Source organism: Cryptosporangium aurantiacum, from assembly GCF_900143005.1.
In the GTDB taxonomy this organism is placed as follows: Bacteria; Actinomycetota; Actinomycetes; order Mycobacteriales; family Cryptosporangiaceae; genus Cryptosporangium; species Cryptosporangium aurantiacum.
This window is the reverse complement of sequence record NZ_FRCS01000003.1, coordinates 1-23868: the sequence shown is the minus strand read 5'-3', so window position 1 is coordinate 23868 and position 23868 is coordinate 1. Positions and strand designations below refer to the sequence as shown.

Sequence of the window (23868 nt, the reverse complement as noted above, 5' to 3'; positions counted from 1 at the left end):
GCTCCGGCGCTGACCGGCGCGCGTGCCAGACTGGGCGGATGACCGAGCCCGTTGACGCTTCGGCGCGTCCGGCGTCCGGTGCGCTCGACCGTGGTCTCGCCATCCTGCGGCTGGTCGCGCAGCACCGGCGCCTGCCGGTGGCCGGGATCGCCGATGCGCTCGGCCTGAGCCGCGCCACTGCCTACCGCCTGGTCGAGCGGCTGCGGGACGAGGGCTGGCTGATCAGCGAGGGCCACGGTGGCGCGGTGCGGCTCGGCCCGACCGCGGCCCAGCTCGCCGCCGCCGCGATCGAGTCGGTCAACCTCCGCGACGTGGCCCTTCCCGTGCTGCGCGAGCTGGTCGCCGAAACCGGGGAGACCGCGAACCTCGCGGTGCCGAACGGAACCGAGATGGTGTTCCTCGCGCGGGAACAGCCGCTGCGGACGGTGAGCGTCGCGGCGCACCCCGGCTCGACCCGGCCGTTCCACAACACGTCGGTGGGGCGGGCGTACCTGATGGCGTTGCGCCCCGCGCGGCTGGACGAGGTGCTCGCGACCCTCGACGTGCCGGGCCTCCGGGCGAAACTGGACGTCATGCGGGCCAGGGGCTGGTCCGAGGACCGTCGTGAGTACGACCCGTCCAGCTGCTGCTGCGGCGCGGCGATCCGCGATCACACCGGCGAGCCGGTCGCGGCGCTGAGCGTCGCCGGGGTCGCGGAGCGGATGGATCCGATGATCGACCAGATCGGACCGCGCGTCCGGGACGCCGCCGCACGGATCTCCGCCAGCCTGGGCTATCTCCCGCCGACATCCGCAGGTTAGAGTTGTTTTCCAGCCCAGTGGGACCATGTCTCATTGAATGAGAATTTGGAGGAAACTCGGTATGCGCCTCGCTCATTCGCGGATCAGCTCCACCGAGACCGTGCCGGTCGTCGGTCGCGGCGACCGGTGGTACGACCTCCGTCCGCTCCACCCGGCCGTGGGGCCCGCGGTGCTGACCTTGGACGCGTTAGCGGCGATCCGGGCCGCCGACCTTCCCGAGGTGGACGCGCCGACGGTGTTCGCGCCGCCGCTCACGAGCATCGGGAAGATCGTGTGCATCGGGCTGAACTACACCGATCACGCGGCGGAGACCGGCGCGACCCCACCGGCCGAGCCGATCCTGTTCATGAAGGCACCCGACACCGTGGTCGGCCCCACCGACGACGTGTTGATCCCGCGCGCTTCGGTGAAGACCGACTACGAGGTCGAGCTGGCCGTCGTGATCGGCACCACCGCCCGCTACCTGGCGTCCGCCGACGAGGCGCTGGCGCACGTGGCCGGGTACGCGATCAGCAACGACGTCAGCGAGCGAGAGTTCCAGATCGAGCGCGGCGGGCAGTGGGACAAGGGCAAGAACTGCGAGACGTTCAACCCGTTCGGCCCCTGGATCACCACCACCGAGGACATCCCTGACCCGCAGGACCTCGGCCTGCGGCTGTGGGTCAACGGTGAGCTGCGGCAGGACGGCACGACCAAGGACCAGATCTTCGGCGTGGCGCACGTGGTCTGGTACCTGAGCCAGTTCATGACGCTCTACCCCGGCGACGTGATCAACACCGGCACCCCGGCCGGGGTGGCGCTGGGCCGCCCCGACGGCGGGTTCCTGCGCGACGGTGACGTCGTGGAGCTGGAGATCAGCGGCCTGGGCCGGCAGCGCCAGACGTTCCGGCAGGCCTGAGATGAGCGAACTCGCAGGCCTGAAAGCACTGGTCACCGGCGGCGCGTCGGGCATCGGACTAGCGATCACGAACGCGTTCGCGGCCGAGGGCGCGAGCGTCGCCGTGCTCGACCGCGCGGCCGAGGGACCACCCGGAACGCTCTACGTCCAGGCCGATGTCACCGACGACACCGCGGTCCGCGCCGCCGTGGCCACGGCCGTCGACGCGCTCGGTGGTCTCGACATCCTGGTCAACAACGCCGGGATCGGCGCCCAGGGCCCGGTCGAACACAGCACCGACGACGACTGGCACCACGTGCTCGACGTCAACCTCATCGGCACCGCCCGCGTCTCCCGCGCCGCCTGGCCACACCTCCGCGCCTCCGGGAACGCCGCGATCATCAACACCTCCTCGATCGCCGCCATCGCCGGTCTGCCCCAGCGCGCGATCTACTCGGCCAGCAAGGGCGCGATCTCCGCCCTGACCCGCGCGATGGCCGCCGACGGCATGCCCGACCGCATCCGGGTCAACGCCGTGAACCCCGGCACCGCCGACACGCCCTGGATCGGCCGCCTGCTGAACACCGCCGCCGACCCGGCCGCCGAACGCGCAGCCCTCGAAGCCCGCCAGCCCCACGGGCGGCTGGTCACCGCCGACGAGATCGCCCACGCCGTGGTCTACCTCGCCTCACCCCGCGCCGGCTCCACCACCGGTACCGAACTGGCCGTCGACGGCGGCATGGCCGGCCTCCGCCTGCGCCCCCGCTCCTGAGATCCGCACTGGATCAGCGGGCGATCGGCCGTGCGCTGATCCAGAAGGGATCGAGGGCCGCTAGCGCCGCACCGCGCAGGCGTCCAGCTCCGCCCACAGCTCGTCGGGGATCGGGACGGCCAGCCCGTCGAGTCCGTCGCGGACCTCGGCCGGACTGCGCGCGCCGAGCACGACCGCGCCCACCGCCGGGTGGCGGTACGCGTGCTGGAGCGCGGCCGCCACCAGCGGAACGCGGTGCCGCGCGCACGCGGCGGCCATCCGCTGCGCGGCCGACAGCACCTCCGGGGACGCGGGAGCGTAGTCGAACCGCGAGCCCGGCCGCGGATCCGCGAGGACGCCGCTGTTGAGCAACCCGGCGGCCAGCACCGTCACACCGCGCTCGGCGCAGAGCGGCAGCAGCTCCCGCTCGGCGGTGCGGTCGAGCAGCGTGTACCGCCCGGCGACCAGAACGTAGTCCAGCGGGCTCGCGGCGACCACACGGGCCAGGGCAGACGCGTCGACCATGCCGACGCCGACCGCCCGGGCCAGGCCGGACGAGGCCAGCGCCGGAAGCGCCTCCGCGATCGCCTGGTCGAGTTGGTCGTCCGGATCGTGAACGAGCGCCAGATCGACGGAGGAGAGCCCGAGCCGCTCCAGGCTCTGCTCCAGGCTGCGCAGCACCCCGGACGCCGAGTAGTCGCGCACCCGCGCCAGGCCGGTGCCGGGGAACTCGGCCGCCTCGGTGCTCCCCGGCGTGCCGGACGGCACCAGCAACCGGCCCACCTTGGTCGAGACCCGGGCACCCGCCGGGAGGAACTCCCCGAGCCGCTGCTCGGCCAGCCCGGCCCCGTAGTGCGGTGCGGTGTCGAAGCTTCGGACGCCCAGCCGCCAGGCCTCGGCGAGCGTGGCCCGCGCCTGGTCCGCCGGCACCGCGTCGAACAGCCCGGCCAGCGCGGCCGTCCCCAGGACGACGTTCATTCCTTGGTGCCGCCCGCGAGCATCCCGGACACCAGCGCCCGCTGCGAGAACAGGAACACGAGCAGCACCGGAAGGATCGTGAACAGCGCCGCGAGCGCGAGCTCCGGCCGCAGGATCTGGGACTCGGTACCGGCCGAGGTGTTGAACACCGCTGAGGCGGTCAGGAGGTTCGAGAGGCCCACCTGCGCCGGGTACTGCTGCGAGTCCGGCAGCATGACGAACGGCAGGAAGAAGTTGTTCCAGTTCCCGACGAAGCTGAAGAAGCTGACCAGCGCGATCACCGGCCGAGCCAGCGGCAGCGCGATGTGCCGGAACACCTGCCACTCCGAGCAGCCGTCCAGCCGCGCCGCGGCCAGCAGGTCGGACGGCACCGTCGACGAGTAGTAGATGTAGGCCAGGTAGACGCCGAAGGGGAAGAACGAGAGCGGCAGGATCACCGACCAGATCGTCCCGGTCAGGCCGATCGCGTTGATCTCCAGGTACAGCGGCAGCACCAGCGCGGCCGCCGGCATGATCATCACGATCAGCGTGATCGACAGCAGCGTCTTGCGTCCGATGAACTGGGTGAGCGCCAGCCCGTAACCGGCCGGGATCGCGGTGATCAGCGTCAGCGCCAGCGCGCCGAACGCGTAGATCGCCGAGTTCTTCATCCAGAGCACGATCGCGCCGTCCTGGAAGTTCAACAGGTTGTGCCAGGTCTGCTGGAAGTCGTGCCAGCTGCCGATCGCGAACGGGTGGCCCCGGACGATGTCCGCGTCGGACTTCGTCGTGGCCAGGATCAGCCAGACCACCGGCAGCGCGAAGAACAGCAGGAAGAACGCCATCCCGGCGAACCATCCGGCCCGCCCGGCGATCGCGCGTGTCGCCATCTCAATCCCTCCGGAACAAGCCGCCGCGGAACACGATCACGGTCGCGGACGCCACGCCGATGAACAGCAGGTCGACCGAGAGCGCCGCCGCGCCGTGGAAGTCCCCGGCCTGGAACGCATAGAGATAGGACAGCTGGTTCGGTGCCCAGCCGTCCGGGATCATGCCGAAGCTCGCGGTCGACACCAGCTGCGGCTCGACGAACAGCTGCGTGCCGGTCGCGAACGCGAGGATGAGCATGTACGCGATCCACTTGCGCAGCATCGGCAGCTGGATGTTCCGCGCGATCTGCCAGGCGCTCGCCCCGTCCATCCGGGCGGCCTCGATCAGCTCGGACGGGATGTTGTTCAGCGCGCCGTACATGATGATGATCCAGCCGCCGGCGCCGGTCCAGAACGCGATGATCGTGAACAGCACCGGCAGGTGGGACGGCAGGATGACGGTGGCCAGCGAGTCCCAGCCGAACGCCCGCAGCAGGAACCCGATCGGGGAGTTCGCCGGGTCGAGCAGGATCAGCCAGAGCACGACGCTGGCCACCCCGGCCAGCGCACCGGGCAGGTAGAACACGAACCGCAGCGCGGCGCTGGTGCGGCGCATCCGGCCGTGCAGCATCAGCGCGAGCCCGACGACCAGCACCATCAGCGTCAACAGCCAGATCGCGACGTAGACGACGATGTGTGTGAACGCGGCGGCGAACCGGTAGTCGGTGAACGTCCGGGTGAAGTTGCCGAGCCCCACCAGCTGATGGCGGGAGTTCGAGAGCGACAGCCAGATCGCGTACAGCGTCGGCAGGATGCCGAACGCGACCAGCAGCACGACGTAGCCGGACACGAAGAAGTAACCGGCCTTGCCCCTGCGCTCGCGAGAGCGCAGGGGAGGAGTAGCGACCGCCATCGTCACGTGACCTTGTAGCCGAGCGACGTCGCTTTGTTCTCGATCGCGGTCTGCCAGTCGTCGACCACCGACGCGATCGTCTTGCCCTGGTTGAGCGCCGGGACGACGGTGGACGCGTAGATCGCCTCGTGGCTGTACTGCGTCGCCGACCAGCCCGGCCACACCTGCTCGGCGGCCTTCGTGAACGCCGGGCCGACGTCCTCGGCGAAGTAGCCGGTCGACTTCTGGTTGGCCAGCCAGGCGGTGGCCGCCTCCGCGTAGGCGGGGTAGGTGCCCGCGGTGGCCTGCGCCTCGGTCGCGGTCGTCACCCACTTCACCAGGTCACCGGACGCCTTGAGGTTCTTGCTGTGCGACGAGATGAACCAGACCCCACCGCCGACGTTGCCGGTGTACGTCTCGCTGTCGGACGCGAATTTCGGCGGTGCGGCGGCCGCGATCTGCCCCTTCGGCGTCTTGAACGTCGAGTTGAACAGCACCTGGCCGTACCAGGACGGACCGGGCATCATCAGTACCTTCGACGCCTGGTTCTTGATGAACCCGGCGTCGAACACGCTGGCCTTGGACACCGAACCGGCTTTGATCAGCGTGTCGAGCATGCTGACCGCCCGGGTGCACTTGGCGTCCTTCAGGTTGATCGTGACGTTCTTCTCGCCGGAGACCGTCGAGGCGGGGCACTGGCTGGCCCAGAGGTAGATCTCCGGTGCCCAGGGGTCGCCCGCGGTGCCGACGAGGTAACCGGGGTGCTCCTTCGCGACCTTCTCGCCGAGTGCCTGGTACTCCTCCCAGGTCGTCGGCACCTGGTAACCGAACTGGTCGAGGAGCGTCTTGTTGTACCAGAGCACGCCCTGTGCGAGGTCGTTGCGGACGCAGTAGACGCTGCCGTCGACCGTGCACGGGTCGAGCGCGCCGGGCGCGAAGCCGGACAGCGTGGACTCGTCGAGAACCTTGTCGACCGGGGCCGCGTACGGCTTCTTCCCGTAGGCCGCCCAGGCGGTGTCGGCGAACGTGACGCTGAACGCCACGTCCGGCCAGCCGCTGTTCGTGCGGTCGAACAGCTGCACCTTGGTCTGCAGGTCGGTGGCGCCGTTCGCGTCGCCGCTGTACGTGACGACCTTGACCTTCACGTCCGGATGCGCCTTTTTGTAGGCCTCGACGACCGGGACCCGGGTGGCGTCCGCCCAGACCGTGATCTCGCTCTTCTCGTCCTGCGCGACGGGTTTGAAGCCGGACGCGGCGGCGGCCTGCTGGGGTTCGGGGTCGGCACTTCCGCACGCGCTCAGGGCGAGCGCGCTGACGGCGATCAGCGCACCGGCGAGCCGCAGTCTCATGAGGGGGTTCCTTTCCGTCGTTGGAAACGGAGTCGCCTTTGGAAGGGGTGTCAGACGTGCCGGCTCAGTGCGGCCGGATAGTCCAAATCGGGGGGAAGGCCGACGCCGGGTGCGGTCGGCGCGTGCACCAGCCCGTTCTCGTCCACGCAGGGTTCGCGGCGGACCGGGTTGGAGGTGATCAGCGACTCGTAGTACGTGTTGTTCGGGATCGCCATGCACAGGTGCTGGTGCGGGATGATCGGACCGTGCACCTCGGCGCGGAGCCGGAACGCGTCGGCCAGATGCGCGATGCGCATCGCGCCGGTGAAACCGCCCCGGAGCTCGGCGCTGGTCCGGACGCCGCCGGTCGCGGCTCCGGACGCGATGAAGTCGGCCGTGTTCATGTGCGCGCCGTCGGACGTCTCCCCGACCAGCAGGGGGACGCCGACTTTCGCGGCCAGCCACTGGTACGCGGTGACGCTGAACTCGCGCATCGGCTCCTCGTACCAGAGGTAATCAGCGTCGCTGAGCACCTGTCCGAGGCGGATCGCGTCCGGCAGGTCGAAGCCCGCCGAGCCGTCGTACGCGAGCGGGAAGTCGTCGCCGACGTGCTCGCGCAGCGCGACGCAGAGCTTGGCGTCCCGCCGCCAGTCGCCCCAGGCGTGCAGCTTGATCGAGGTGTAGCCGAGCGCGATGCACTGGTCGGCCACGTCGAGGAACTCCTCGACCGATCCGAACGTGACCGTGGACGCCTGCGCCGGGATCGACGTGCGGTAGCCGCCGAGCAGTTGCCAGACCGGCAGGCCGACCGCCTTCGCGGCCAGGTCCCAGAGCGCGATGTCGACCAGCCCGAGGACGTAGATCGGCATCTCCTCGACGCGGTCCAGCTCCCAGGCGCGGTGCCAGAGCCACTCGCGCTGTAACGGGTCGGCGCCGATCAGCTCCGGCCGCAGCAGCCGGTCGACGATGTCCCGCACGATCATGCCTTTGCGGGGCGAGAACGCGACGCCCTCGTGGCCCTCGTCCGTACAGATCCGCAGCACGGCGCCCTCGCCGTCCGGCCACGACCCGGGCAAGCCGTCCCGCCAGACGAACGGCGGGTTGGGCCCGGGAACGGTGACGAGGTGGCACTCGAGATGGGTGATGCGCACGCCTGCGGCTCCTGACGCGATGTGGTGGGCGCCACTTCATCATACGAATTACGTATGCCGCAAGGGGTATGCTGCCGCGGTGACTGTGGATTTCGGGAGCCCGCTCGGGCCTGTGCGCCCCCGTCGTTCGGGGCGCCTGGGCGACACCGTCGTCACCTACCTGGTCGACCGGATCGTGTCCGGCGAATACCCGGTGGACAGCGCGCTGCCCACCGAACCGGAGCTCTGCGAGGAGTTCGGGGTGTCCCGGACGGTGATCCGCGAGTCGATCAAGCTCCTCGAGGAGAAGGGGCTCGTGCGGGCGACGCCGGGCCGCGGCACTCGGGTGCTGGAGGCGCCCGGGTGGAACCTGCTGGACCCGATCGTGCTCGAAGCGCAGATCCGGCACGACCGCGAACTGGGCATTCTGGACGATCTGGTGAACGTGCGGGCGGCGCTGGAGAGCGACATGGTCGCCCAGACCGCTCGTGTGATCACGGCGGTGCAGCAGCAAACGCTGGCCGAGCAGCTGGACGTGCTGGCGTCACTGCTGGACGACGCCGAGGGCTACGCCGCCGAGGACGTGGTGTTCCACGACCTGATCATGGTCGCGTCCGGTAACCGGCTGGGGCACGCGATCATCCACAGCATCCACAGCAAGGCCCGGCTCTCCAGCCGCTACAACGGGACGCCCACGGCCGCCGACCTGGAACAGTCGATGGCCGAGCACCGGCGGATCGAGGCGCTGATCCGGGCCGGCGATGCGGACGGCGTGGGCGCGCTGATGCGCACGCACATCGTCGGCTCCTGGAACCGCCGCCGCCCCGAGGTGCACGGAGCGCTAGGGCGCAGCACGCCCTAGCGGCTCCGGAACAGAACTCAGACGCCGGCCTCGGCGAGTGCCTTGTAGACGAAGTCCTTCGCCGCGGGCACCTCGTCCTCGGTGACGTGCTCGATGATGACCGGCATGTTCGGGTGCTGCTGGGCGAGCAGGCTCAGGAACAGCGGGTAGTTCAGCGCGCCGGAGCCGGGGCCGCCCAGCTCCATCGCGCCGACGCCGCGGAACGACAGGTACTCCGCCGCGCCGGTGTCGGCGTGTTTCTCCGCGGAGTCGGTGGCCCGGCCCACGTCCTTGGCGTGCGCGATCTTCACGTACGAGCCCAGTTCGGCGAAGAGCCGCTTCAGGACGCCGTCCATGTCGTCGAGGTTGTGGTCCTCGTAGTAGTTCGTCGGGTCCATCACCAGGCCCAGGTGGGGGCTGTTGATGTCGCGGAACAGGCGCAGCGTCGCGTCGATCGTGCCGATGACGTTGTTGACGTAGGTCTCCACGCAGAACACCGCGTCGTGCGCGGCGGCGACCTCGACCAGCCCGCCGATCACGTCGAGGGTCTCGGCGTAGCGGGCCTCGGTGAAGTTGGCCGGGTCCGGTGCCCAGTCGCTCTCCAGGTTGTACGTGCCGGTCTCGCTGATCACGTACGGCGTGCCCAGCGCCCGGCCGTTGCGGATCAGGCCGCGCAGCCGCTCCAGACGGCGCTCCCGCTCGTCCAGGTCCGGGTGGATGATGTTGGTGTAACCGGACACCGACACGATCGGCAGGTCGTGCGACCGGTAGATCTCCTTGATGCGCTTGGCCTCGTCCTCGGACAGACCGTTCTCGGCGTACTCGGGCTTGGTGAAGTCGAGGTCGAACTGGACGGCGCCGAAGCCGTGCGCGCGGGCGCGGCGCGCGGCCTCGTCGTGGTCGTACTGGTAGATGCCGGTGAAGATGCCGACGGTCAGCATTTACGCCACTCCTTCGTGGAACTCCGAGGGGGAAACAGCGCGGCGCTCCTCGATCGACCGGTAGCAGGCCTCGATCAGCGCCATCGTGCGGAGGTTGTCGCGGGCCGGGAGCGCCGGTTCGGCACCGGTCGCCAGCGCGTACTGCAGCTGCTCCATGACGCCGCCGAACGCGTCCGGGAACCAGCGGGTGGACCACTCCGGTGTCACCCACCCGCCGGACTCCAGCGTCGAGTAGCGCAGCGTCGACGGGCTGCCGTCGGGGAATTCGGGCCAGCCGAGCGTGCCGGTGGCCAGGCCACGCGTCCCTTCGACGCGCCAGCGGATCGCGACGTCGCCCTCGCAGCCCTCCTTGACCGGCCCGCCCCAGACGTCCTCGATGCTGGTCGCGAGCACCCCGCCGGTGAACCGCAGCACGCTGGCCACGATCCCGTCGGAGTGCGCGAACTCGGTGCGCGGATCCGGCCGCACCGCCGTGTAGACGTCGAGCGGCTCGCCGAACAGGAACCGCAGCGCGTCCAGGTGGTGGACGCTCATGTTCGCGATCGTCAGCCGGTCGTAGTCGCACAGGAACGGCTGCCAGTGCGGCACCGCGCGCATGTCGACGCTGGCGGTGACGATCTCACCCAGTTCCCCGGCGTCGATCAGTTGCTTGACCGCCCGGATCGACTGGTCGTACCGCATGTTCTGGTTGACCGACATGACCTTGCCCGCGGCCTCGACCTCCGCGACCAGCGCGGTGGCGTCGGCGAGGTTCAGCGCGAGCGGCTTCTGCGCGAGGATGCCGCGGATGTGGTCGTGGCGCAGCGCCGCGCGGATGACGTCGGGCTGCAGGTGCGGCGGGAACGCGACGTCGAGGATCTCGACCGACGGATCCGCCAGCAGTTCCTCGATCGAACCGTGCACCGTGGGGATGTTCCAGCGCTTCGCGACCTGCTCGGCGTTCGCCCGCGTGCGGGAGGCGATCGCCTTCACCGGGAAGCCCGCGCGCGCGTACGCGTCGAGCTGGACGTCGGCCATGATGAACCCGGCGCCGACCGCGCCGATGCCGAACCCGCGGTGCCGGACGGGCTGGTCAGGGACTATCCGCGTCATAGCGTGCCTACCCGGAACGTCGTCGTGTACCGGCGCTCCTCGCCCGGACCGAGCCAGATCATCGAACCGTCGTCGCGAGCCGCCTGGGCGCCCTGCACGTGGTGGGTCGAGGGCTCGAAGCCCACCGCGTAGGCGCCCTCGCGCAGGTGCAGCCACTGGAAGAACGCGGGGAACTGCGCGGTGTCGTACTCCAGCTCGAAGAACACCCCGAGCTCCTCGTTCACCAGCCGCGGCCGGGCCTTCCCGTCGGCGTCGGGCTTGAGGACGTGCTCGTAGACCTGCTCGACGAACCCCTTTTGCGGGCCGGGCATGACCACGTTCGACACACCCTGTTCGGCGACGCTGTCGGTCTGCCAGATCGTCTCCTGCAACGGCAGCTCGTACCGAGCGCCTTCGGCGAGGAACGGCCACCCGATGTTGACGTGGTACAGGTACATGTGCGGCGTCGGGTCAAAACCTGCATTCCGGACGACGTCGATCAGGCGGATCTCCGAGGTGCCGACGGTGGCTTCGACGCGCCGCGTCAACCGCAGGTGCTCACCGAAGATCGCGGCCTGACGCACCTCGCCCTCGGCCCACAGCACGCAGGTGTCGTCGTCCTCCCAGCGTTCGCCGTAACCGTGCAGGCGGGCGGGGATGTTGCCGACTCGCCCGTGCAGACCGTTCTTCACGGTCTCCTTGGGCGGATAGCGGTAGTTCGAGGCGTCGACCTCGGCGCCGAACAGCGTGTGGTCGAGCCCGGCGGTGAGCAGCAGACCGCTGAAGCTGCGCATGATCGAGAGGCCGTCGTCGTCGGCGTAGTCGTGCAGGCCGGGGTGGCGGAAGCCGGTCGCCGAGCGCCATCCGAAGCCGTCGCCGCGGAACTCCGCGGTGCCCAGGTCCAGCGCGCGGTCCACGAGCACGTCGAAGTTCAGCCCGGCACCGGTGCGGAACTCCAACGCGCGGATGCCCCGTTCGGGCCCGTCGTCGAGCACGACGGCCCGGACGCCGCCGGCGGCGCTCGTGTCGCCCGCGTGGCGCGCTAAGAACAACCGATTCATACCATTACCCACCCTCCGTCTACCTCAATGCACTGACCAGTCACGAACGACGCGTTCGTCCCGACCAAGAACGAGACAACGGCGGCGAGCTCGTCCGGAGTTCCCCGGCGCTTCAGCGACTGCCGCTCGAGCACGAACGCCTGGTAGGCCTCGGGGTCCTCGTGGATCTCCTCGGCCGCGGTGGGGAAGGCGCCGGGGGAGACCGCGTTGACGCGGATCTCGTGCGGGCCGAGCTCGCGGGCGAGTGCCCTGGTCAGCGTCACCGCGGCGCCCTTCGTCGACACGTAGGCCGCGAGGTCGGACCAGCCGCCGTGCATCGTGATCGACGCGATGTTGACGATGGCCCCGCCGCCGTTGGCGATCAGGTGCCGGGCGGCGGTCTGTGCGGCGAGCCAGTACGCGCGCTGGTTCACGGCGACGACGTCGTCGTACTCGGCGATCGGGACCTCGAGGAACGGGCGGGCGGGGTAGATCGCCGCGTTGTTCACCAGCGCGGACAGCCGGCCGAAGCCCGCGGCCCTATCGACGGCTGCCGTGAGTGCGTCGGCGTCGCGGAGGTCGGCGACCAGCGGGAGCGCCCGCGCGCCCGCCTTCGCGACGTGTTCGGCGGTGGCGTCCAGGCCGGCCGCGTCGACGTCGAGGATCGCGACGTCGAAGCCGTCGGTGGCCAACCGGGCCGCGGTGGCCCGGCCCAGCGCCCCGCCCGCGCCGGTCACCAGCGCGACGCGTCCCTGCGGTGGACTCATGTGTGGGGTCCCCCATCTCTGCGGTGAGACTTGTTCGGGACCGGCCTACCGGCCTCATTGACACGGGATCGGGCCCTGCTACGGTCTGCGTTAGCGCTAACGTTAGCGCTAACGCAGCCGACGATAGCGCTCGGTCGTGCGGAACTCAATGGGAGGTCCCGTGATGGACGGTGTGCTCGCCGGATACCGGGTGCTGGACTGCTCGATCGCGATGGCCGGGCCGTTCGCCGCGCAGCGCCTCGGCGACCTGGGCGCCGACGTGGTGAAGATCGAACCCGTCGCGGGGGAGTGGCAGCGGCACGCGGCGGCAGGCGGCGCCGCGGGCAACCGCATCAACGTCTCGTTCCTGTCGCTGAACCGGAACAAGCGGTCGTTAGCCGTCGACCTCAAGACGTCCGCCGGGAAAGCGCTGCTGGTGAAGCTGGTCGCGAGCGCCGACGTGTTCCTGCAGAACTACCGGCCGGGGGTGGCCCAGCGGCTCGGCGTCGACTACGAGACGCTGCGGGAGGTCAACCCGCGGCTGGTCTACGTGTCGATCTCCGGCTACGGCGAGGACGGGCCCTACGCGCAGCGTCCGGGGCAGGACCTGCTGCTGCAGGCCATGTCCGGCGCGATGCTCTCCACCGGCCGGGCCGGTGAGCCGCCGCGCGCGGCCGGTCAGTACCTGGTCGACGCGGTGACCGCCTCCACCGCGTTCGAAGGAGTGCTGGCCGCGCTGCTGCACCGCGAGCGCACCGGCGAAGGGCAGCTGGTCACCGTCAACATGCTCGACGCGATCACCACGCTGCAGATGCAGGAACTGTCCGTGCACACGGTCGGCGGCCTGCCCCAGGAGCGCAGCGCGGAGCCGCACGCGCACGTCTACATCCGGGCTCCGTACGGCACGTTCGCCACCTCCGACGGGTACCTGGCGCTGGCGTTCCCGCCGCTGAAACTGCTGGGCGAGCTGATCGGCGAGGACTCGTTCGCCGACGCGGTCGACGAGGAGGACGGCTGGACCCGCCGAGACGAGCTGTTCGCGAAGACCGCGGCGCGGCTGGTCACCGAGCCGACCGCGCACTGGTTGGCGCTGTTCGAGGCGGCGGGGATCTGGGCCGGCCCGGTGTACTCGTACGACGACCTCGTTGGTGACCCTCAGATCGTCCACAACAAGACGTTCGTCACCTACGTGCACCCGACTGAGGGAACCGTGACCACGCCCGGGTTCCCGTACAAGTTCTCGGCGACGCCGCCGCGCATCACGCGCGGTGCGCCGCTGACCGGCGAGCACACCCGCGAGGTGCTCGTCGAGCTCGGCATCGGGGAGACCGAGGTCGACGCGCTGCTCTCCGACGGCGTCGTGGCTGAGACCGCATGAGGGGCCTGACCTGGGACCACCCTCGCGGCTACGAGGCGCTGGCCGCCGCGGGTGATCTGATCACCTGGGACACCCAGCCGCTGGAGGGCTTCGAGGCGCATCCGCTCGCGGACCTCGCGGAGCGGTACGACCTGCTGGTCATCGACCATCCGCACCTCGGGGAGGCGGTGTCGACCGACTGCCTGGTGCCGCTGGACTCGCTGTTCTCCGCGGAGGAGCTGGCCGCCTGGGGCGCGGGCTCGATCGGGGCGACGATGCGGTCGTACCACTACGCGGGCCGGCAGTGGGCGGTGCCGCTCGACGCGGCCGCGCAGGTGTGTGCCCGCCGGCCCGACCTGCTGCCGTCGCCGCCCTCGACCTGGGACGAGGTGCTCGCGGTACGGGAGCCGGTCGCGCTGTCGCTGGCCGGGCCGCACGCGTTCCTGACGTTGTGTTCGCTCTCGGTGGCGCTCGGGGGGTCCGAGGCCGCGCTCGACGTCATGGCGACGCTGCACGCCCGAGCCCCGGTCGGCACCGACACGCTCAACCCGATCGGCCTGCTCGAACGGGCGGCGTCCACGACCGACATCGCGCTGATCCCGCTGGTGTTCGGCTACGTCAACTACGCGCCGGCCGTCCGGTTCAGCGACGCGCCGGGGCTCGGCTCGACGCTCGGCGGCACCGGCCTCGCGATCACCCGCCGCTGCGCGGTCACGCCGGAGCTGCTCGACCACGTGCGCTGGCTGATGCGAGAGGACACCCAGTGCGGGTTCATCCCCGCCCACGCCGGCCAGCCCAGCGCCCGGCGCGCCTGGGAGACTCCGGGCTTCTACGCCGACACCGCGCGCACGCTCGACGCCGCCTGGGTCCGTCCCCGGCACCCCGGTTTCATCCCGTTCCAGGCGCGGGCCTCCGCGCTGGTGCGCGACGCGCTGGACGGCGTCATCAGCCATCGAACCTGCCTGGCCGAGCTCTCGGAGGTGCTCCCATGATCGACGAGGTGACTCTCGACGTCGCCGACCTCGTCGCCGTCGTCACGCTCAACCGGCCGACGAAGCTCAACGCGGTCACGCCGGCCATGTCCGCCGCGCTGGTCGAGGCCGTGACCTGGTGCGACGACTCGCCGGACGTGCGCGCGATCGTCGTCACCGGCGCGGGCGAGCGCGCGTTCTGCGCGGGCTCCGACATCACCGAGCTCGACAAGTACGCCACCCCGTGGGACTTCCGGAACCGCACCGACTACTGCGACGCGATCCGCGCCGCGCGGACCCCGACGATCGCCGCGGTCAACGGCTACGCGCTCGGCGGCGGCCTGGAGACCGCGCTGTCCTGCGACATTCGCATCGCGTCGGACACCGCGAGCTTCGGCGCGCCGGAGATCACGCTCGGCTGGATCGGCGGCGGGGGTATGACCCCGCTGCTCGCGCAGGCGATCGGCCCGAGCAACACCGCGCTGATGACGATGACCGGCGACCGTATCGACGCGCAGCGAGCGTTGCAGTGGCACCTGGTCAGCGAGGTCGTTCCCGGCGCGGACCTGCTCGGGCGGGCACGGGAGATCGCCGCGACGATCGCGTCCCGGGCCCCGATCGCGGCCGAGACCGCGAAGGCGAACCTCCGCGCGGCGTACTCGATGCCGGTCGAGCAGGCGATCGCCTACGAGCGCGATCTGCAGACGATCTGCTTCGCGACCGAGGACGCTGCGGAGGGACGCGCCGCGTTCGCCGCCCGCCGCCCCGCGACCTTCCACCGGAGGTGAACCGCCGATGAGTGCTTCGCCCAGCTGGCCGCCCACCGAGGTGTTGCCCGTCGACGCCGACGCGGCGACGCTCGCCGGGCGCGTGTGGCGCCCCGGGCTCGGCCCGTCCGTCGTCGTCGTGCGAAACGGCGCGTTGTTCGACGTCACCGCAGTCTTTCCGACGGTCCGCGACCTCACGGAGACGCCCGACCCGGCCAAGGAGCTGCGCTCCGCTCCCGGGGAGGCTCTCGGAACGCTGGCCGAGATCCTCGCCAACACCCCGCCGGAGACCCGCGACCCCGGCCGTCCGCACCTGCTCGCCCCCATCGACCTGCACGTCGTCAAGGCCGCGGGGGTCACGTTCGCCGCCTCTATGCTCGAGCGGGTGATCGAGGAACGGGTCCGCGGTGAGGCGGGTGCCGCCGCGGACGCGCGCGCCGACATCCACGCGCTGATCGGCGACTCCACGCCCCGGCCCGGCTCGCCGGAGGCCGCCAGGCTGCGCGAGGTGCTCGTCGCCGAGGGCCGCTGGAGCCAGTACCTCGAGGTCGGTCTCGGCCCGGACGCGGAGATCTTCACCAAGGCGCCGGTGCTCGCCGCGGTCGGCACCGCGGTCGACGCCGGGGTACGCCGCGATTCGACCTGGAACAACCCGGAGCCCGAGGTCGTCGTGGTCGTGTCCTCGACGGGGGGGATCGTCGGCGCGACGCTCGGCAACGACGTCAACCTGCGCGATGTCGAGGGACGCTCCGCGCTGCTCCTGCCGCAGGCCAAGGACAACAACGCGTCGGCCGCGGTCGGCCCGTTCGTGCGCCTCTTCGATGCTTCGTTCGATCTGGACGACGTCCGCGACGCCACCGTGACGCTGACCGTTGACGGCGAAGACGGTTACCACCTGGACGGCGAGTCGTCGATGGCCCAGATCAGCCGCGACCCGGCCGACCTGGCGGCCCAGCTCATGGCGCACCACTCGTACCCCGACGGCGCTGTGCTCTACCTGGGCACGATGTTCGCCCCGACCGCCGACCGGCACGCGCCCGGTCTGGGTTTCACCCACGACGACGGTGACGTGGTGACGGTCTCGTCGCCCCGGCTGGGCACGCTGACCAACCGCATCCGCCCCGCCGACGAATGCGAGCCATGGACGTTCGGCGTCGCCGACCTGATGCGAAGTCTGACGGCGCGATGACGACCGGTATCGGGAGGCCCCGAAAGCGCTCGGCGACTCGCTCGGTGACGCTCGCCGACGTCGCCGAGGCCGCGGGTGTGTCCGCGCAGACCGTCTCCCGGGTGATTCGCGAGCCCGACACGGTCGGGGACGAGGTCCGCGCCCGCGTCGAGGAGGCGATCGCAGCCACCGGTTACGTCCGCAACCTCACGGCGAGCAACCTGGCGTCCAACCGCAGCCTCACCGTGGCCGCGCTGCTGCCCAACCTCAACGCGTCGGTGTTCGCCGAGACCGTGCACGCGTTCGCCGCCGAGCTGGCCACCGACGGCTACCAGATCTTCGTCGGCACCACCGACTACCGGCCCGAGCACGAGGAGGAGCTCGTCGCGAGCTTCCTCGGCCGCCGCCCCGACGGCGTCCTGATGATCGGCACCTCGCACACCGAGCGGACCCGCGCGCTGCTGCGCGGCGTGCCGGTCGTCGAGACGTGGGGCTGGACCGGCGACCCGATCGACCTGCTGGTCGGGTTCTCCCACGCCGACGCCACCGCGGCGCTGGTGCGGCACCTCGCCGCGCGCGGGCGGCGGCGGATCACGTTCGCCGGACGGCAGTTGCCCGGGGATTCGCGGGCCGCCGAGCGGCTGGCGGGGTACAGCGCGGCCGTGTCGGACCTGGGCGCCTCTCCGCGGGTCGTGGACGCCGGTGACCGGCCGGCCACGATGGACACCGGCGTGGCGATGCTCGACGCTGTCCTCGACCGCTACCCCGACACCGACGCGATCGTGTTCGCCAGCGACGTGTACGCGGCCGGTGCGCTGCTGGCCTGTGTCCGGCGCGGTCTGGACGTGCCGGGAAGGCTGGCGATCGCCGGGTTCGGTGACTTCGAGATGTCCCGGCACCTGGTGCCGTCCCTGACCACCGTCGCCGTGCCCAACACCGAGATCGGTGCACTGGCCGCACGGCTGCTCCGCGAGCGCATGGCCGGCCGGGAGGTCACCACGCCGGCCCGCGACGTGGGATTCGAGATCGTCATCCGGGAGTCTTCGTGAACCGTGTTACCGCTGCTGCCGCCGACGCCGTTCCTGGCCTTGCTGCTCTCGGGCGCGCCGGGCGTGCCCGGCTGCTGCGGGCCGCCGCTGAGGAGATCGAGGCGCGCCGCGAGGCGCTCGTCGCCACCGCCGCGCGCGAGACGTTCCTGGGGGACGCCCGGCTCGGTGGTGAGGTCACCCGCACCGCCTATCAGCTGCGGGTCTTCGCCGACGTCCTCGACGAGGGCTCCTATCTGGAGGCCACGATCGACCACGCCGGGGACACCCCGATGGGGCCGGGGCCCGACCTGCGCCGGATGCTGGTGCCGGTCGGCCCGGTCGCGGTGTTCGGGGCGTCGAACTTCCCGCTGGCGTTCTCGGTGCCCGGTGGCGACACGGCGTCGGCGCTGGCGGCCGGGTGCCCGGTGGTGGTGAAGGCCCACGAGTCGCATCCCTCGACGTCCGCATTGGCGTTTTCGGCGTTGGAGGCGGCAGCCTCGCGGGTGGGAGCACCGTCCGGGACCGTCGGGATCGTGTACGGGCGGGAGGCCGGCGCGGAGCTGGTCACCGACCCGCTGATCACCGCCGTCGGGTTCACCGGATCGCTGGCGGGAGGGCAGGCGCTGCGGGCACTGATCGAGACGCGGCCCTCGCCGATCCCGTTCTACGGCGAGCTCGCGAGCCTGAACCCGCTGGTGGTGACGCCGGGGGCGGCGGCTGAGCGGGCAGCGTCCATCGCGGACGGGCTCGTCGCGTCGATCACCGGTTCGCTGGGCCAGCTGTGCACGAAGCCAGGTCTGGTGTTCGTGCCCGCGGACGCTTCGGGTGACGAGCTGGTCGCGCGGGCGGCGTCGCTGGTCGCCGCGGCACCGGCGGGCCGGCTGCTCAACGAGCGGGTCTCGGAGGGGTACGCCGCCATCGGCGCGTCGCTGCGTGCGGAGCCCGGGGTTGCTCTCGCCGGGCCGCGGGTCGGGGGCGAGGGGCTCTCGGACGCGGGGTTCTCGGACGCGGGGTTCTCGGACGCGGGGCTTTCGGGCGCGGGGGGCGCGGCCGCGGGGCTTTCGGGCGCGGGGGGCGCGGCCGCGGGGCTTTCGGGCGCGGGGGGCGCGGGCGGCGCGGCCGTGCCGGCGCTGTTGACCGTGGATGCCGCCGGGTTCACCCCGGCGCTGGCCGAGGAGTGCTTCGGGCCGCTCGCGCTGATCGTGCGGTACTCGTCCTCGGCGGAGCTGCTGGACGTGCTGGCGTCGCTGCCCGGGTCGCTGACGGCAACCGTCCACTCCGCGGACGGCGACGACCTGGGCCCGCTGCTGGCCGTGCTGCAGCCCCGGGCGGGCCGCCTGCTGTTCGACGCGTACCCGACCGGCGTGCTGGTCTCCTGGGCACAGACCCACGGCGGGCCGTGGCCCTCCACCAATACCGTGCACACCTCCGTGGGCCCGACCGCGATCCGGCGCTTCCTCCGGCCGCTGACCTGGCAGAACGCGCCGGAACACGTGCTGCCGGCGGAGCTGCGGGACGGTTACGAGGGCATCCCGCGGCGCGTGGACGGCGTCCTGGCTTTGCCCGGCACCGGGGTCACCAGCGCGCTTCCAGGGCCAGCGGACCGCGGACGTTGATCGACCGCCGTACCTCGATGTGCTGATCCGGTGCCAGGCGCAGTCCGGGCAGGCGCTCGATCAGCGTCTGGAGCGCGATCCGCATCTGCAGGCGTGCCATCGCCGCGCCGACGCAGGTGTGGATGCCGGCTCCGAACGCGAAGTGGCGGCTCGGCGTGCGGGTCACGTCGAACCGATCGGCGTCGGGGTAGCGGTCCTCGTCGCGGTTGGCCGACGCGAACGCGAGCAGCACGTCGGCGCCCTCCGGAAGTTTCACGCCCGCGACCGTGGCCGGGTGGGAGACGCGGCGGAACATGGCGGGAATCGGCGCCTCGAACCGCAGGACCTCCTCGACGGCATACGGCGCCAGCTCCGGCTTCCTGCACAGCAGCTCCCACTGGTCGGGGCGGCTGAGTAACAGCCGCAGAGCGCTGCCGATGCCGTCGGCGGTCGTGATGTGGCTGGCGCCGAACGTGCTGCCGAACGTCCCGACGAGCTCGGCCTCCTGGTCGTACGTCAGCGGGTCGTCACCGGGCGCCAGCGCGGCGACGACGTCGCTCATCAGGTCGCCGGTTGGTGCGGCGCGCCGCCGCCTGGCGTACTCGGCCAGGAGCTGCTGGAACGCGACGACGGTCTCGGCGGCCCGCGCTTCCTCGTCCTCGGTCAGGTCGGCGCTGCCCAGCGAGAACAGGGCCTCGCTGCCCGCCTTCGCCACCGGGATATCGTCCGGCGCGAATCCGAACAGCTCGCCCGCGGTCGCGGCAGGCAGCAGCGTGGCGTACTGCGCGATCAGGTCGGCGTGGCCCGCTTCGTCGAACTCGCCGATGAGGGTGTCGGCGCGCTGCCGGATCGCGGCTTCCCGTCCCTTGACGAACCCGGGCGTCGTCAGATGCTTGGCGTACGGAGTGCGGAGACGGCGATGATCGACGCCGTCCGACGTCACGTGATCGGGCGTCTGCGGGTAGCCGGTGGCCAGCACGGCCAACGCGGCCGGATACGGGGCCCGGATCGGGCGGAGGCTGTTGACCGACGAGAACGCGGTCGGGTCCTTGAGGACCGCGTCGACGTCGGCGAATCGCGTGACGACCCAGGCGTCCAGGCGCGGGGAGTAGAAGACCGGCTCGTCACGTCGTGCCCGGGCGTAAAACCCGTACGGGTCGTCGTAGTGCGCCCCTAGCGGATCGAAACTCGCCGCGAGCTCACTGACCATCACTCGGCTCCTCTGCGGGGTCGGACCGTCCTTACCTCGATGAGCATGGCCGTGTCTCTCCACAGTGGGCAACGCTCTCGGGCCGCAGTTGCCTATGTCACCGGCGGCCCACCGAACGTCCCACCGGAGCCGCAGCCGGTGCCGTCCCCGCTCGACGGGTCGACGTCCTCTTGGCGGCGGGCATCGCGCTGCTGCTCGTGACGTCCGGCTTGACCTGTTTCCTGGGGCGCAGCGAAGACCAAGTCGCGCGCTATTGATTAGTGCGTAATCGCTGCGCATAATTGAGTTGGCGCCTCAGCGGTCGCCCTCTATCGTCTACGACAGCACCGATCACCACTGATCCAGTCAGGAGACCAGAATGTTGCGGCACACCAGCATTGCGGAGCAGCGATTTATGCTGCTCAGCCGCGGTGCCCTGTGCGCCGGGCGCCCCTCCTACCTGGGCGATGACGAGCAGGAACCCCGCCGGGAACGGTGGCTGAGGTAACGCAATCAGCGTTGCGCTCACGCCGCCCCTCCCCGCCGGGAACGGGCGGTTTTTGTTTCCGACAATTGTTTCTTCGTGCTGCCGCAAAATTGTTTCAATTCTTATGGGCGTAGCTTGTCCCCGGCCCGCCGGCGGATCCGATCATTGAGAACTCCACAGTGGATGGCACACAGAGGTGCCGGGCGTTCCCGCTCTCGGGCGGGGCGCGCGCCGGCGCACCTGTCCCCGTAGCTCAGCGGATCAGAGCACCAGGCTACGAACCTGGGAGTCGGCGGTTCGATTCCGTCCGGGGACACGTTCCTTGCCTTCCAAGCTCAGGTTGGTAGAGCGCGCGGTTGAAGCCCGCGAGGATGTCGGTTCGACCCCGACGGAAGGCACGCAGGTACGAACGCCCGTGAGGTTGAGGAAGGTAGACCGCTGGCCTCTCAAGCCAGAGGACCGGGTTCGGCCCCCGGACGGGCGACGCAGTCGAGTGCACAACCAGCCGCTCGCAGCACATGCCCTCGTAGCCCAACAGGCAGAGGCACGACGTTGAGGACGTCGCCAGTGCGCGTTCGAATCGCGTCGAGGGCACGCAGCACCAAACCCACGCCCGGGTAGCCCAAAGGCAGAGGCACGCGGCTCAGAACCGCGACAGTGCGCGTTCGACTCGCGCTCCGGGTACGCACGACTCCCCGACGCACGGGGATGACGGGCTCATAGCTCATCTGGGAGAGCGTCCGCCTTGCAAGCGGAAGGTGGCCGGTTCGAGTCCGGCTGGGTCCACGCAGTACCGCTGCTCCGTTAGCTCAGCAGGTCAGAGCGCCCGTCTGTCACGCGGGAGGTCGCCGGTTCGAACCCGGTGCGGGGCGCTCGATACGTCGCTATAGCTCAGTTGGTGAGAGCGCCGAGCTGATACCTCGGAGGTCGAAGGTTCAATTCCTTCTGGCGGCACGCCCGCCCCACCGGGGCGCAGCACGTTCGACGGATCGTGGCGCAGTAGGGAGCGCGTCGCATTCGGGATGCGAAGGCCGCCGGTTCGAGCCCGGCCGATCCGACCACGGCGTAGCGGGTTCGAGTCCCGCGCGCGTTGCATTCCCTCGTCGCCCAATCGGCAGGGCAGGCGACTGTTAATCGTCACGGTGCTGGTTCGAGTCCAGCCGGGGGAGCAGGCGGCGGAAGCGCCGTGATGTCGTCCGTGGAGCTCAGGAGGAAGAGCGTCGCCGTCACACGGCGGAGACCCCGGGTTCGACGCCCGGCGCGGGCACTGGCCTGATCAAGGCCGCGAGTGTGGCCGTAGCTCAATGGCAGAGCACCAGGTCGTGACCCTGGCCATGCCGGTTCGACTCCGGCCGGTCACCCCGCGGGCGCGCCGACGATCGGAGAGTCGGGGCCGGCTGTAAACCGGTTGCTTCGCGCTGAGGGGGTTCGAGTCCCTCCGCCCGCACGTTGTTGTTCGGTCGCCTTCGTAGCTCAGTGGAGAGAGCGTCAGATTCCGCCCTGCAAAGCGGTCGACGCCGTTTCGAACCCGGCTGCGGTCTCGTCCGTGCCATCCACCGTGGACTTCTTGATACTCATCGGAGTTGATCGGGCACCGATCGTGGTGCCGTCCGGGCTTCACGCGCGAAGCGGGGCGAGGTCGTGAGGCGCACCCGGCTGCCCATCGATCCGGTTCTGCAGCGCCGGGTCGCCGGTGGCGTGGCCGTCTACCTCGGGCTGGGTGGCCTCTACACCGCTTTCCAGGTCCATCGAGGCAGCGCGGACGCCGAGCTCACCGGTGTGCTGCTGGTCGTCGCGGCCGCGCTGTTGTCGGTGACGGTGGGCACGGTTGCGATTCTTCGGCCGGTGCGCGCGGCCGGGTGGCTGGTCCGGGTCGCCGTGGTGCTGCTGATCCTCGCGTACGCGGGCCTGTCCTTCCTCTGGTCACGCCCGGGCTACTGATGCGTGCCCGACTTCTTTCCTCCATGCGCGCTCGTCCCGGGGGCTCGACGGTGAACCCTTCTGGTGGTGTACCGCCCGCGCACGCCGGTGCTGCGAAGCAGCGGGCCGTGTCTGGTGGTGTACCGCCCGCGCACGCCCGTGCTGCGAAGCAGCGGGCCGTGACCGTGACGCATGCCGTCGCGGTGATCGACATCGTGCTGACCGTGGTCGCGCTGATCGGTCTGGTGGCGTGGGTGGGCTCGACCCTTGCCTGGCCGATGGGAGTGTTCATGGCCAGCGGCAACTGCACGGACGGCTCCACCGAGCTGATCTGCAGCGACGGCTGGCTGACGCTGGCCGCGTTCCTGCCGTCGTGCTCGGCGGGCGCCGCGCTGATGCTCGGTCTGGGTGGCTGCGTGGCCGGTCGGCGGGCGCGATTCTGGACGATCACGATCGCGTACCTGCTCGCGTTCACCGGTGCGGTGGTCGCGGGACAGATCGCCGCCGACATGCCGTAGCCCCCGCGGTTGACTTGCCGCAATGTTGACGCCCTCTCTCCAACCCACCGCGAGCGCCGAATGATCGTCATCGACTCGACCTTCGCCGATCCCGCCGTTCGAGCAGCTCCGCGTCCGACTCGCCCGGCAGATCCAGGACCAGACGCAGGCCGTGGGCACGGGGCTGATCGAGACCCGAAGGCCGGCCGGATCGTTGGCGTCCGCGGGCGGGCCGGCTCGTTCGTGTCCGCGGGCGGGCGGCTCGTTCGTGTCCGCGGGCGGGCCGGCTCGTTCGTGTCCGCGGGCGGGCGGCTCGTTCGTGTCCGCCGGCGGGCCGGCCTGTTCGTGTCCGCGGGCGGCGAGGAGGGGCGCGAACAGGCACGCCTCGCCGCCGCCGAGTACGCCGTCGCTCTGGCCCGGTCTTCGGTGATCGTGTCGTCTCGCCAAGGATGACCATTGTGGTCCTGATCTGAGCGTGGACATGCCGATGGCCCGGAGCGCGGTGGCGTTCCGGGTGGTCGGCGGGTTCAGGCGTGGTGTCAGGGTGGGTCGAGGGTGGTGCCGTCGGGTCGGTGGATGGTGAGGGTGTGTCCGTCGAAGTTCAGGTGCCAGCCTTGGTCGTGGACGCGGTGGTGGTGCCAGGGGC

22 protein-coding genes and 13 tRNA genes are annotated in these 23868 nt (G+C 70.8%); 25 read left to right on the top strand and 10 right to left on the bottom strand.

Annotation, left to right across the window (positions count from 1 at the left end; genetic code table 11):
* The first annotated feature begins 38 nt into the window (after positions 1–38).
* The 3 genes from BUB75_RS10990 (at position 39) to BUB75_RS10980 (ending at position 2449) form a co-directional block, all read left to right on the top strand.
* Positions 39–800, top strand: a complete 762-nt coding sequence (locus BUB75_RS10990; RefSeq protein ID WP_073255390.1) for an IclR family transcriptional regulator — start codon at positions 39–41, stop codon at positions 798–800.
* A gap of 61 nt (positions 801–861) precedes the next feature.
* Positions 862–1698, top strand: a complete 837-nt coding sequence (locus BUB75_RS10985) for a fumarylacetoacetate hydrolase family protein (protein ID WP_073255387.1) — start codon at positions 862–864, stop codon at positions 1696–1698.
* Between the two features lies 1 nt (position 1699).
* Positions 1700–2449 carry an SDR family NAD(P)-dependent oxidoreductase gene (locus BUB75_RS10980; RefSeq protein WP_073255384.1) on the top strand — a complete coding sequence of 250 codons (750 nt, stop codon included), beginning with the start codon at positions 1700–1702 and terminating at the stop codon, positions 2447–2449.
* 60 nt (positions 2450–2509) lie between these two features.
* Here BUB75_RS10980 and BUB75_RS10975 read toward each other — a convergent pair whose 3' ends face one another.
* From BUB75_RS10975 to BUB75_RS10955, 5 genes are read right to left on the bottom strand one after another with little or no spacing between them, the layout of a single operon-like run.
* Positions 2510–3406: an aldo/keto reductase gene (locus tag BUB75_RS10975; RefSeq protein WP_073255381.1), complete on the bottom strand. Its 897-nt coding sequence runs from the start codon at positions 3404–3406 to the stop codon at positions 2510–2512.
* Positions 3403–4275, bottom strand: coding sequence for a carbohydrate ABC transporter permease (locus tag BUB75_RS10970; protein ID WP_073255378.1), 873 nt, complete (start codon positions 4273–4275; stop codon positions 3403–3405). The genes BUB75_RS10975 and BUB75_RS10970 overlap by 4 nt, the downstream gene beginning before the upstream one ends.
* A 1-nt stretch (position 4276) precedes the next feature.
* On the bottom strand, positions 4277–5167 hold the full coding sequence (locus tag BUB75_RS10965) for a carbohydrate ABC transporter permease (RefSeq protein WP_073257070.1): 891 nt from the start codon (positions 5165–5167) through the stop codon (positions 4277–4279).
* A gap of 2 nt (positions 5168–5169) precedes the next feature.
* Complete coding sequence (locus BUB75_RS10960) at positions 5170–6495, bottom strand: ABC transporter substrate-binding protein (protein WP_073255375.1); 1326 nt, start codon at positions 6493–6495, stop codon at positions 5170–5172.
* Positions 6496–6545: 50 nt separating this feature from the next.
* Entirely contained in the window at positions 6546–7625 is a 1080-nt protein-coding gene (locus BUB75_RS10955) for an enolase C-terminal domain-like protein (protein ID WP_073255373.1), read from the bottom strand.
* Between the two features lie 79 nt (positions 7626–7704).
* Here BUB75_RS10955 and BUB75_RS10950 point away from each other — a divergent pair, with 79 nt between their 5' ends.
* Positions 7705–8466, top strand: a complete 762-nt coding sequence (locus BUB75_RS10950; RefSeq protein WP_218617429.1) for a FadR/GntR family transcriptional regulator — start codon at positions 7705–7707, stop codon at positions 8464–8466.
* Between the two features lie 17 nt (positions 8467–8483).
* On the opposite strand, the gene BUB75_RS10945 is transcribed toward BUB75_RS10950, so the two are convergent.
* The 4 genes from BUB75_RS10945 to BUB75_RS10930 are packed head-to-tail and all read right to left on the bottom strand — an operon-like array spanning position 8484 to position 12264.
* A complete protein-coding gene (locus BUB75_RS10945; protein WP_073255366.1) occupies positions 8484–9386 on the bottom strand; it encodes a sugar phosphate isomerase/epimerase family protein in 903 nt (300 codons plus the stop codon).
* Positions 9387–10478 carry a Gfo/Idh/MocA family protein gene (locus BUB75_RS10940; protein WP_073255363.1) on the bottom strand — a complete coding sequence of 364 codons (1092 nt, stop codon included), beginning with the start codon at positions 10476–10478 and terminating at the stop codon, positions 9387–9389.
* Entirely contained in the window at positions 10475–11518 is a 1044-nt protein-coding gene (locus BUB75_RS10935; protein ID WP_073255360.1) for an aldose 1-epimerase family protein, read from the bottom strand. Before BUB75_RS10935 ends, BUB75_RS10940 begins: the two co-directional genes overlap by 4 nt.
* On the bottom strand, positions 11515–12264 hold the full coding sequence (locus BUB75_RS10930; RefSeq protein ID WP_073255357.1) for an SDR family NAD(P)-dependent oxidoreductase: 750 nt from the start codon (positions 12262–12264) through the stop codon (positions 11515–11517). The genes BUB75_RS10935 and BUB75_RS10930 overlap by 4 nt, the downstream gene beginning before the upstream one ends.
* A 163-nt stretch (positions 12265–12427) precedes the next feature.
* Here BUB75_RS10930 and BUB75_RS10925 point away from each other — a divergent pair, with 163 nt between their 5' ends.
* The 6 genes from BUB75_RS10925 to BUB75_RS45025 are packed head-to-tail and all read left to right on the top strand — an operon-like array spanning position 12428 to position 19150.
* On the top strand, positions 12428–13621 hold the full coding sequence (locus BUB75_RS10925) for a CaiB/BaiF CoA transferase family protein (protein WP_178379827.1): 1194 nt from the start codon (positions 12428–12430) through the stop codon (positions 13619–13621).
* Complete coding sequence (locus BUB75_RS10920) at positions 13618–14592, top strand: type 2 periplasmic-binding domain-containing protein (RefSeq protein WP_073255350.1); 975 nt, start codon at positions 13618–13620, stop codon at positions 14590–14592. Before BUB75_RS10925 ends, BUB75_RS10920 begins: the two co-directional genes overlap by 4 nt.
* The gene (locus tag BUB75_RS10915) at positions 14589–15359 is read left to right on the top strand and encodes an enoyl-CoA hydratase/isomerase family protein (RefSeq protein ID WP_073255347.1); all 771 of its coding nucleotides are present in this window, start codon (positions 14589–14591) and stop codon (positions 15357–15359) included. Before BUB75_RS10920 ends, BUB75_RS10915 begins: the two co-directional genes overlap by 4 nt.
* Before the next feature lie 7 nt (positions 15360–15366).
* On the top strand, positions 15367–16527 hold the full coding sequence (locus BUB75_RS10910) for a fumarylacetoacetate hydrolase family protein (protein ID WP_073255344.1): 1161 nt from the start codon (positions 15367–15369) through the stop codon (positions 16525–16527).
* Positions 16528–16571: 44 nt separating this feature from the next.
* Entirely contained in the window at positions 16572–17555 is a 984-nt protein-coding gene (locus tag BUB75_RS45030) for a LacI family DNA-binding transcriptional regulator (protein WP_143175143.1), read from the top strand.
* Complete coding sequence (locus tag BUB75_RS45025; protein WP_073255339.1) at positions 17552–19150, top strand: aldehyde dehydrogenase (NADP(+)); 1599 nt, start codon at positions 17552–17554, stop codon at positions 19148–19150. Before BUB75_RS45030 ends, BUB75_RS45025 begins: the two co-directional genes overlap by 4 nt.
* Here the strand turns inward: BUB75_RS45025 and BUB75_RS10895 are convergent.
* Complete coding sequence (locus tag BUB75_RS10895; protein WP_073255336.1) at positions 19110–20339, bottom strand: cytochrome P450; 1230 nt, start codon at positions 20337–20339, stop codon at positions 19110–19112. The genes BUB75_RS45025 and BUB75_RS10895 overlap by 41 nt on opposite strands.
* A 708-nt stretch (positions 20340–21047) precedes the next feature.
* On the opposite strand from BUB75_RS10895, the gene BUB75_RS10890 reads away from it, so the two are divergent.
* The 15 genes from BUB75_RS10890 to BUB75_RS10830 all read left to right on the top strand — a co-directional run bounded on the left by BUB75_RS10890 (position 21048) and on the right by BUB75_RS10830 (position 23243).
* Positions 21048–21121 (top strand) — tRNA-Arg (locus tag BUB75_RS10890).
* 8 nt (positions 21122–21129) lie between these two features.
* Positions 21130–21203, top strand: a tRNA-Phe gene (locus BUB75_RS10885).
* A gap of 12 nt (positions 21204–21215) precedes the next feature.
* Positions 21216–21289: transfer RNA gene (locus BUB75_RS46190), tRNA-Glu, on the top strand.
* Between the two features lie 36 nt (positions 21290–21325).
* Positions 21326–21399: transfer RNA gene (locus tag BUB75_RS10880), tRNA-Leu, on the top strand.
* A 17-nt stretch (positions 21400–21416) separates the two neighbouring features.
* Positions 21417–21489, top strand: a tRNA-Leu gene (locus BUB75_RS10875).
* Between the two features lie 29 nt (positions 21490–21518).
* Positions 21519–21591, top strand: a tRNA-Ala gene (locus BUB75_RS10870).
* A gap of 12 nt (positions 21592–21603) precedes the next feature.
* Positions 21604–21677, top strand: a tRNA-Asp gene (locus BUB75_RS10865).
* A gap of 8 nt (positions 21678–21685) precedes the next feature.
* Positions 21686–21759: transfer RNA gene (locus BUB75_RS10860), tRNA-Ile, on the top strand.
* Between the two features lie 31 nt (positions 21760–21790).
* Positions 21791–21866: transfer RNA gene (locus BUB75_RS10855), tRNA-Pro, on the top strand.
* Between the two features lie 35 nt (positions 21867–21901).
* A tRNA-Asn gene (locus tag BUB75_RS10850) sits at positions 21902–21974 on the top strand.
* Positions 21975–21999: 25 nt separating this feature from the next.
* A tRNA-Val gene (locus BUB75_RS10845) sits at positions 22000–22072 on the top strand.
* Between the two features lie 23 nt (positions 22073–22095).
* Positions 22096–22166 (top strand) — tRNA-His (locus BUB75_RS10840).
* A 2-nt stretch (positions 22167–22168) separates the two neighbouring features.
* Positions 22169–22252, top strand: a tRNA-Tyr gene (locus BUB75_RS46185).
* A gap of 194 nt (positions 22253–22446) precedes the next feature.
* The gene (locus tag BUB75_RS10835) at positions 22447–22746 is read left to right on the top strand and encodes a hypothetical protein (protein WP_073255333.1); all 300 of its coding nucleotides are present in this window, start codon (positions 22447–22449) and stop codon (positions 22744–22746) included.
* A gap of 158 nt (positions 22747–22904) precedes the next feature.
* Complete coding sequence (locus BUB75_RS10830) at positions 22905–23243, top strand: hypothetical protein (protein ID WP_073255329.1); 339 nt, start codon at positions 22905–22907, stop codon at positions 23241–23243.
* The last annotated feature ends 625 nt before the right edge of the window (positions 23244–23868 follow it).

Excerpts from the sequence above, each read along its gene's own strand:
- BUB75_RS10990 (WP_073255390.1), top strand. The coding sequence starts at position 39 with ATGACCGAGCCCGTTGACGCTTCGGCGCGTCCGGCGTCCGGTGCGCTC.
- BUB75_RS10985 (WP_073255387.1), top strand. The coding sequence starts at position 862 with ATGCGCCTCGCTCATTCGCGGATCAGCTCCACCGAGACCGTGCCGGTC.
- BUB75_RS10980 (WP_073255384.1), top strand. The coding sequence starts at position 1,700 with ATGAGCGAACTCGCAGGCCTGAAAGCACTGGTCACCGGCGGCGCGTCG.
- BUB75_RS10975 (WP_073255381.1), bottom strand. The coding sequence starts at position 3,406 with ATGAACGTCGTCCTGGGGACGGCCGCGCTGGCCGGGCTGTTCGACGCG.
- BUB75_RS10970 (WP_073255378.1), bottom strand. The coding sequence starts at position 4,275 with ATGGCGACACGCGCGATCGCCGGGCGGGCCGGATGGTTCGCCGGGATG.
- BUB75_RS10965 (WP_073257070.1), bottom strand. The coding sequence starts at position 5,167 with ATGGCGGTCGCTACTCCTCCCCTGCGCTCTCGCGAGCGCAGGGGCAAG.
- BUB75_RS10960 (WP_073255375.1), bottom strand. The coding sequence starts at position 6,495 with ATGAGACTGCGGCTCGCCGGTGCGCTGATCGCCGTCAGCGCGCTCGCC.
- BUB75_RS10945 (WP_073255366.1), bottom strand. The coding sequence starts at position 9,386 with ATGCTGACCGTCGGCATCTTCACCGGCATCTACCAGTACGACCACGAC.
- BUB75_RS10940 (WP_073255363.1), bottom strand. The coding sequence starts at position 10,478 with ATGACGCGGATAGTCCCTGACCAGCCCGTCCGGCACCGCGGGTTCGGC.
- BUB75_RS10935 (WP_073255360.1), bottom strand. The coding sequence starts at position 11,518 with ATGAATCGGTTGTTCTTAGCGCGCCACGCGGGCGACACGAGCGCCGCC.
- BUB75_RS10930 (WP_073255357.1), bottom strand. The coding sequence starts at position 12,264 with ATGAGTCCACCGCAGGGACGCGTCGCGCTGGTGACCGGCGCGGGCGGG.
- BUB75_RS10925 (WP_178379827.1), top strand. The coding sequence starts at position 12,428 with ATGGACGGTGTGCTCGCCGGATACCGGGTGCTGGACTGCTCGATCGCG.
- BUB75_RS10920 (WP_073255350.1), top strand. The coding sequence starts at position 13,618 with ATGAGGGGCCTGACCTGGGACCACCCTCGCGGCTACGAGGCGCTGGCC.
- BUB75_RS10915 (WP_073255347.1), top strand. The coding sequence starts at position 14,589 with ATGATCGACGAGGTGACTCTCGACGTCGCCGACCTCGTCGCCGTCGTC.
- BUB75_RS10910 (WP_073255344.1), top strand. The coding sequence starts at position 15,367 with ATGAGTGCTTCGCCCAGCTGGCCGCCCACCGAGGTGTTGCCCGTCGAC.
- BUB75_RS10895 (WP_073255336.1), bottom strand. The coding sequence starts at position 20,339 with ATGGTCAGTGAGCTCGCGGCGAGTTTCGATCCGCTAGGGGCGCACTAC.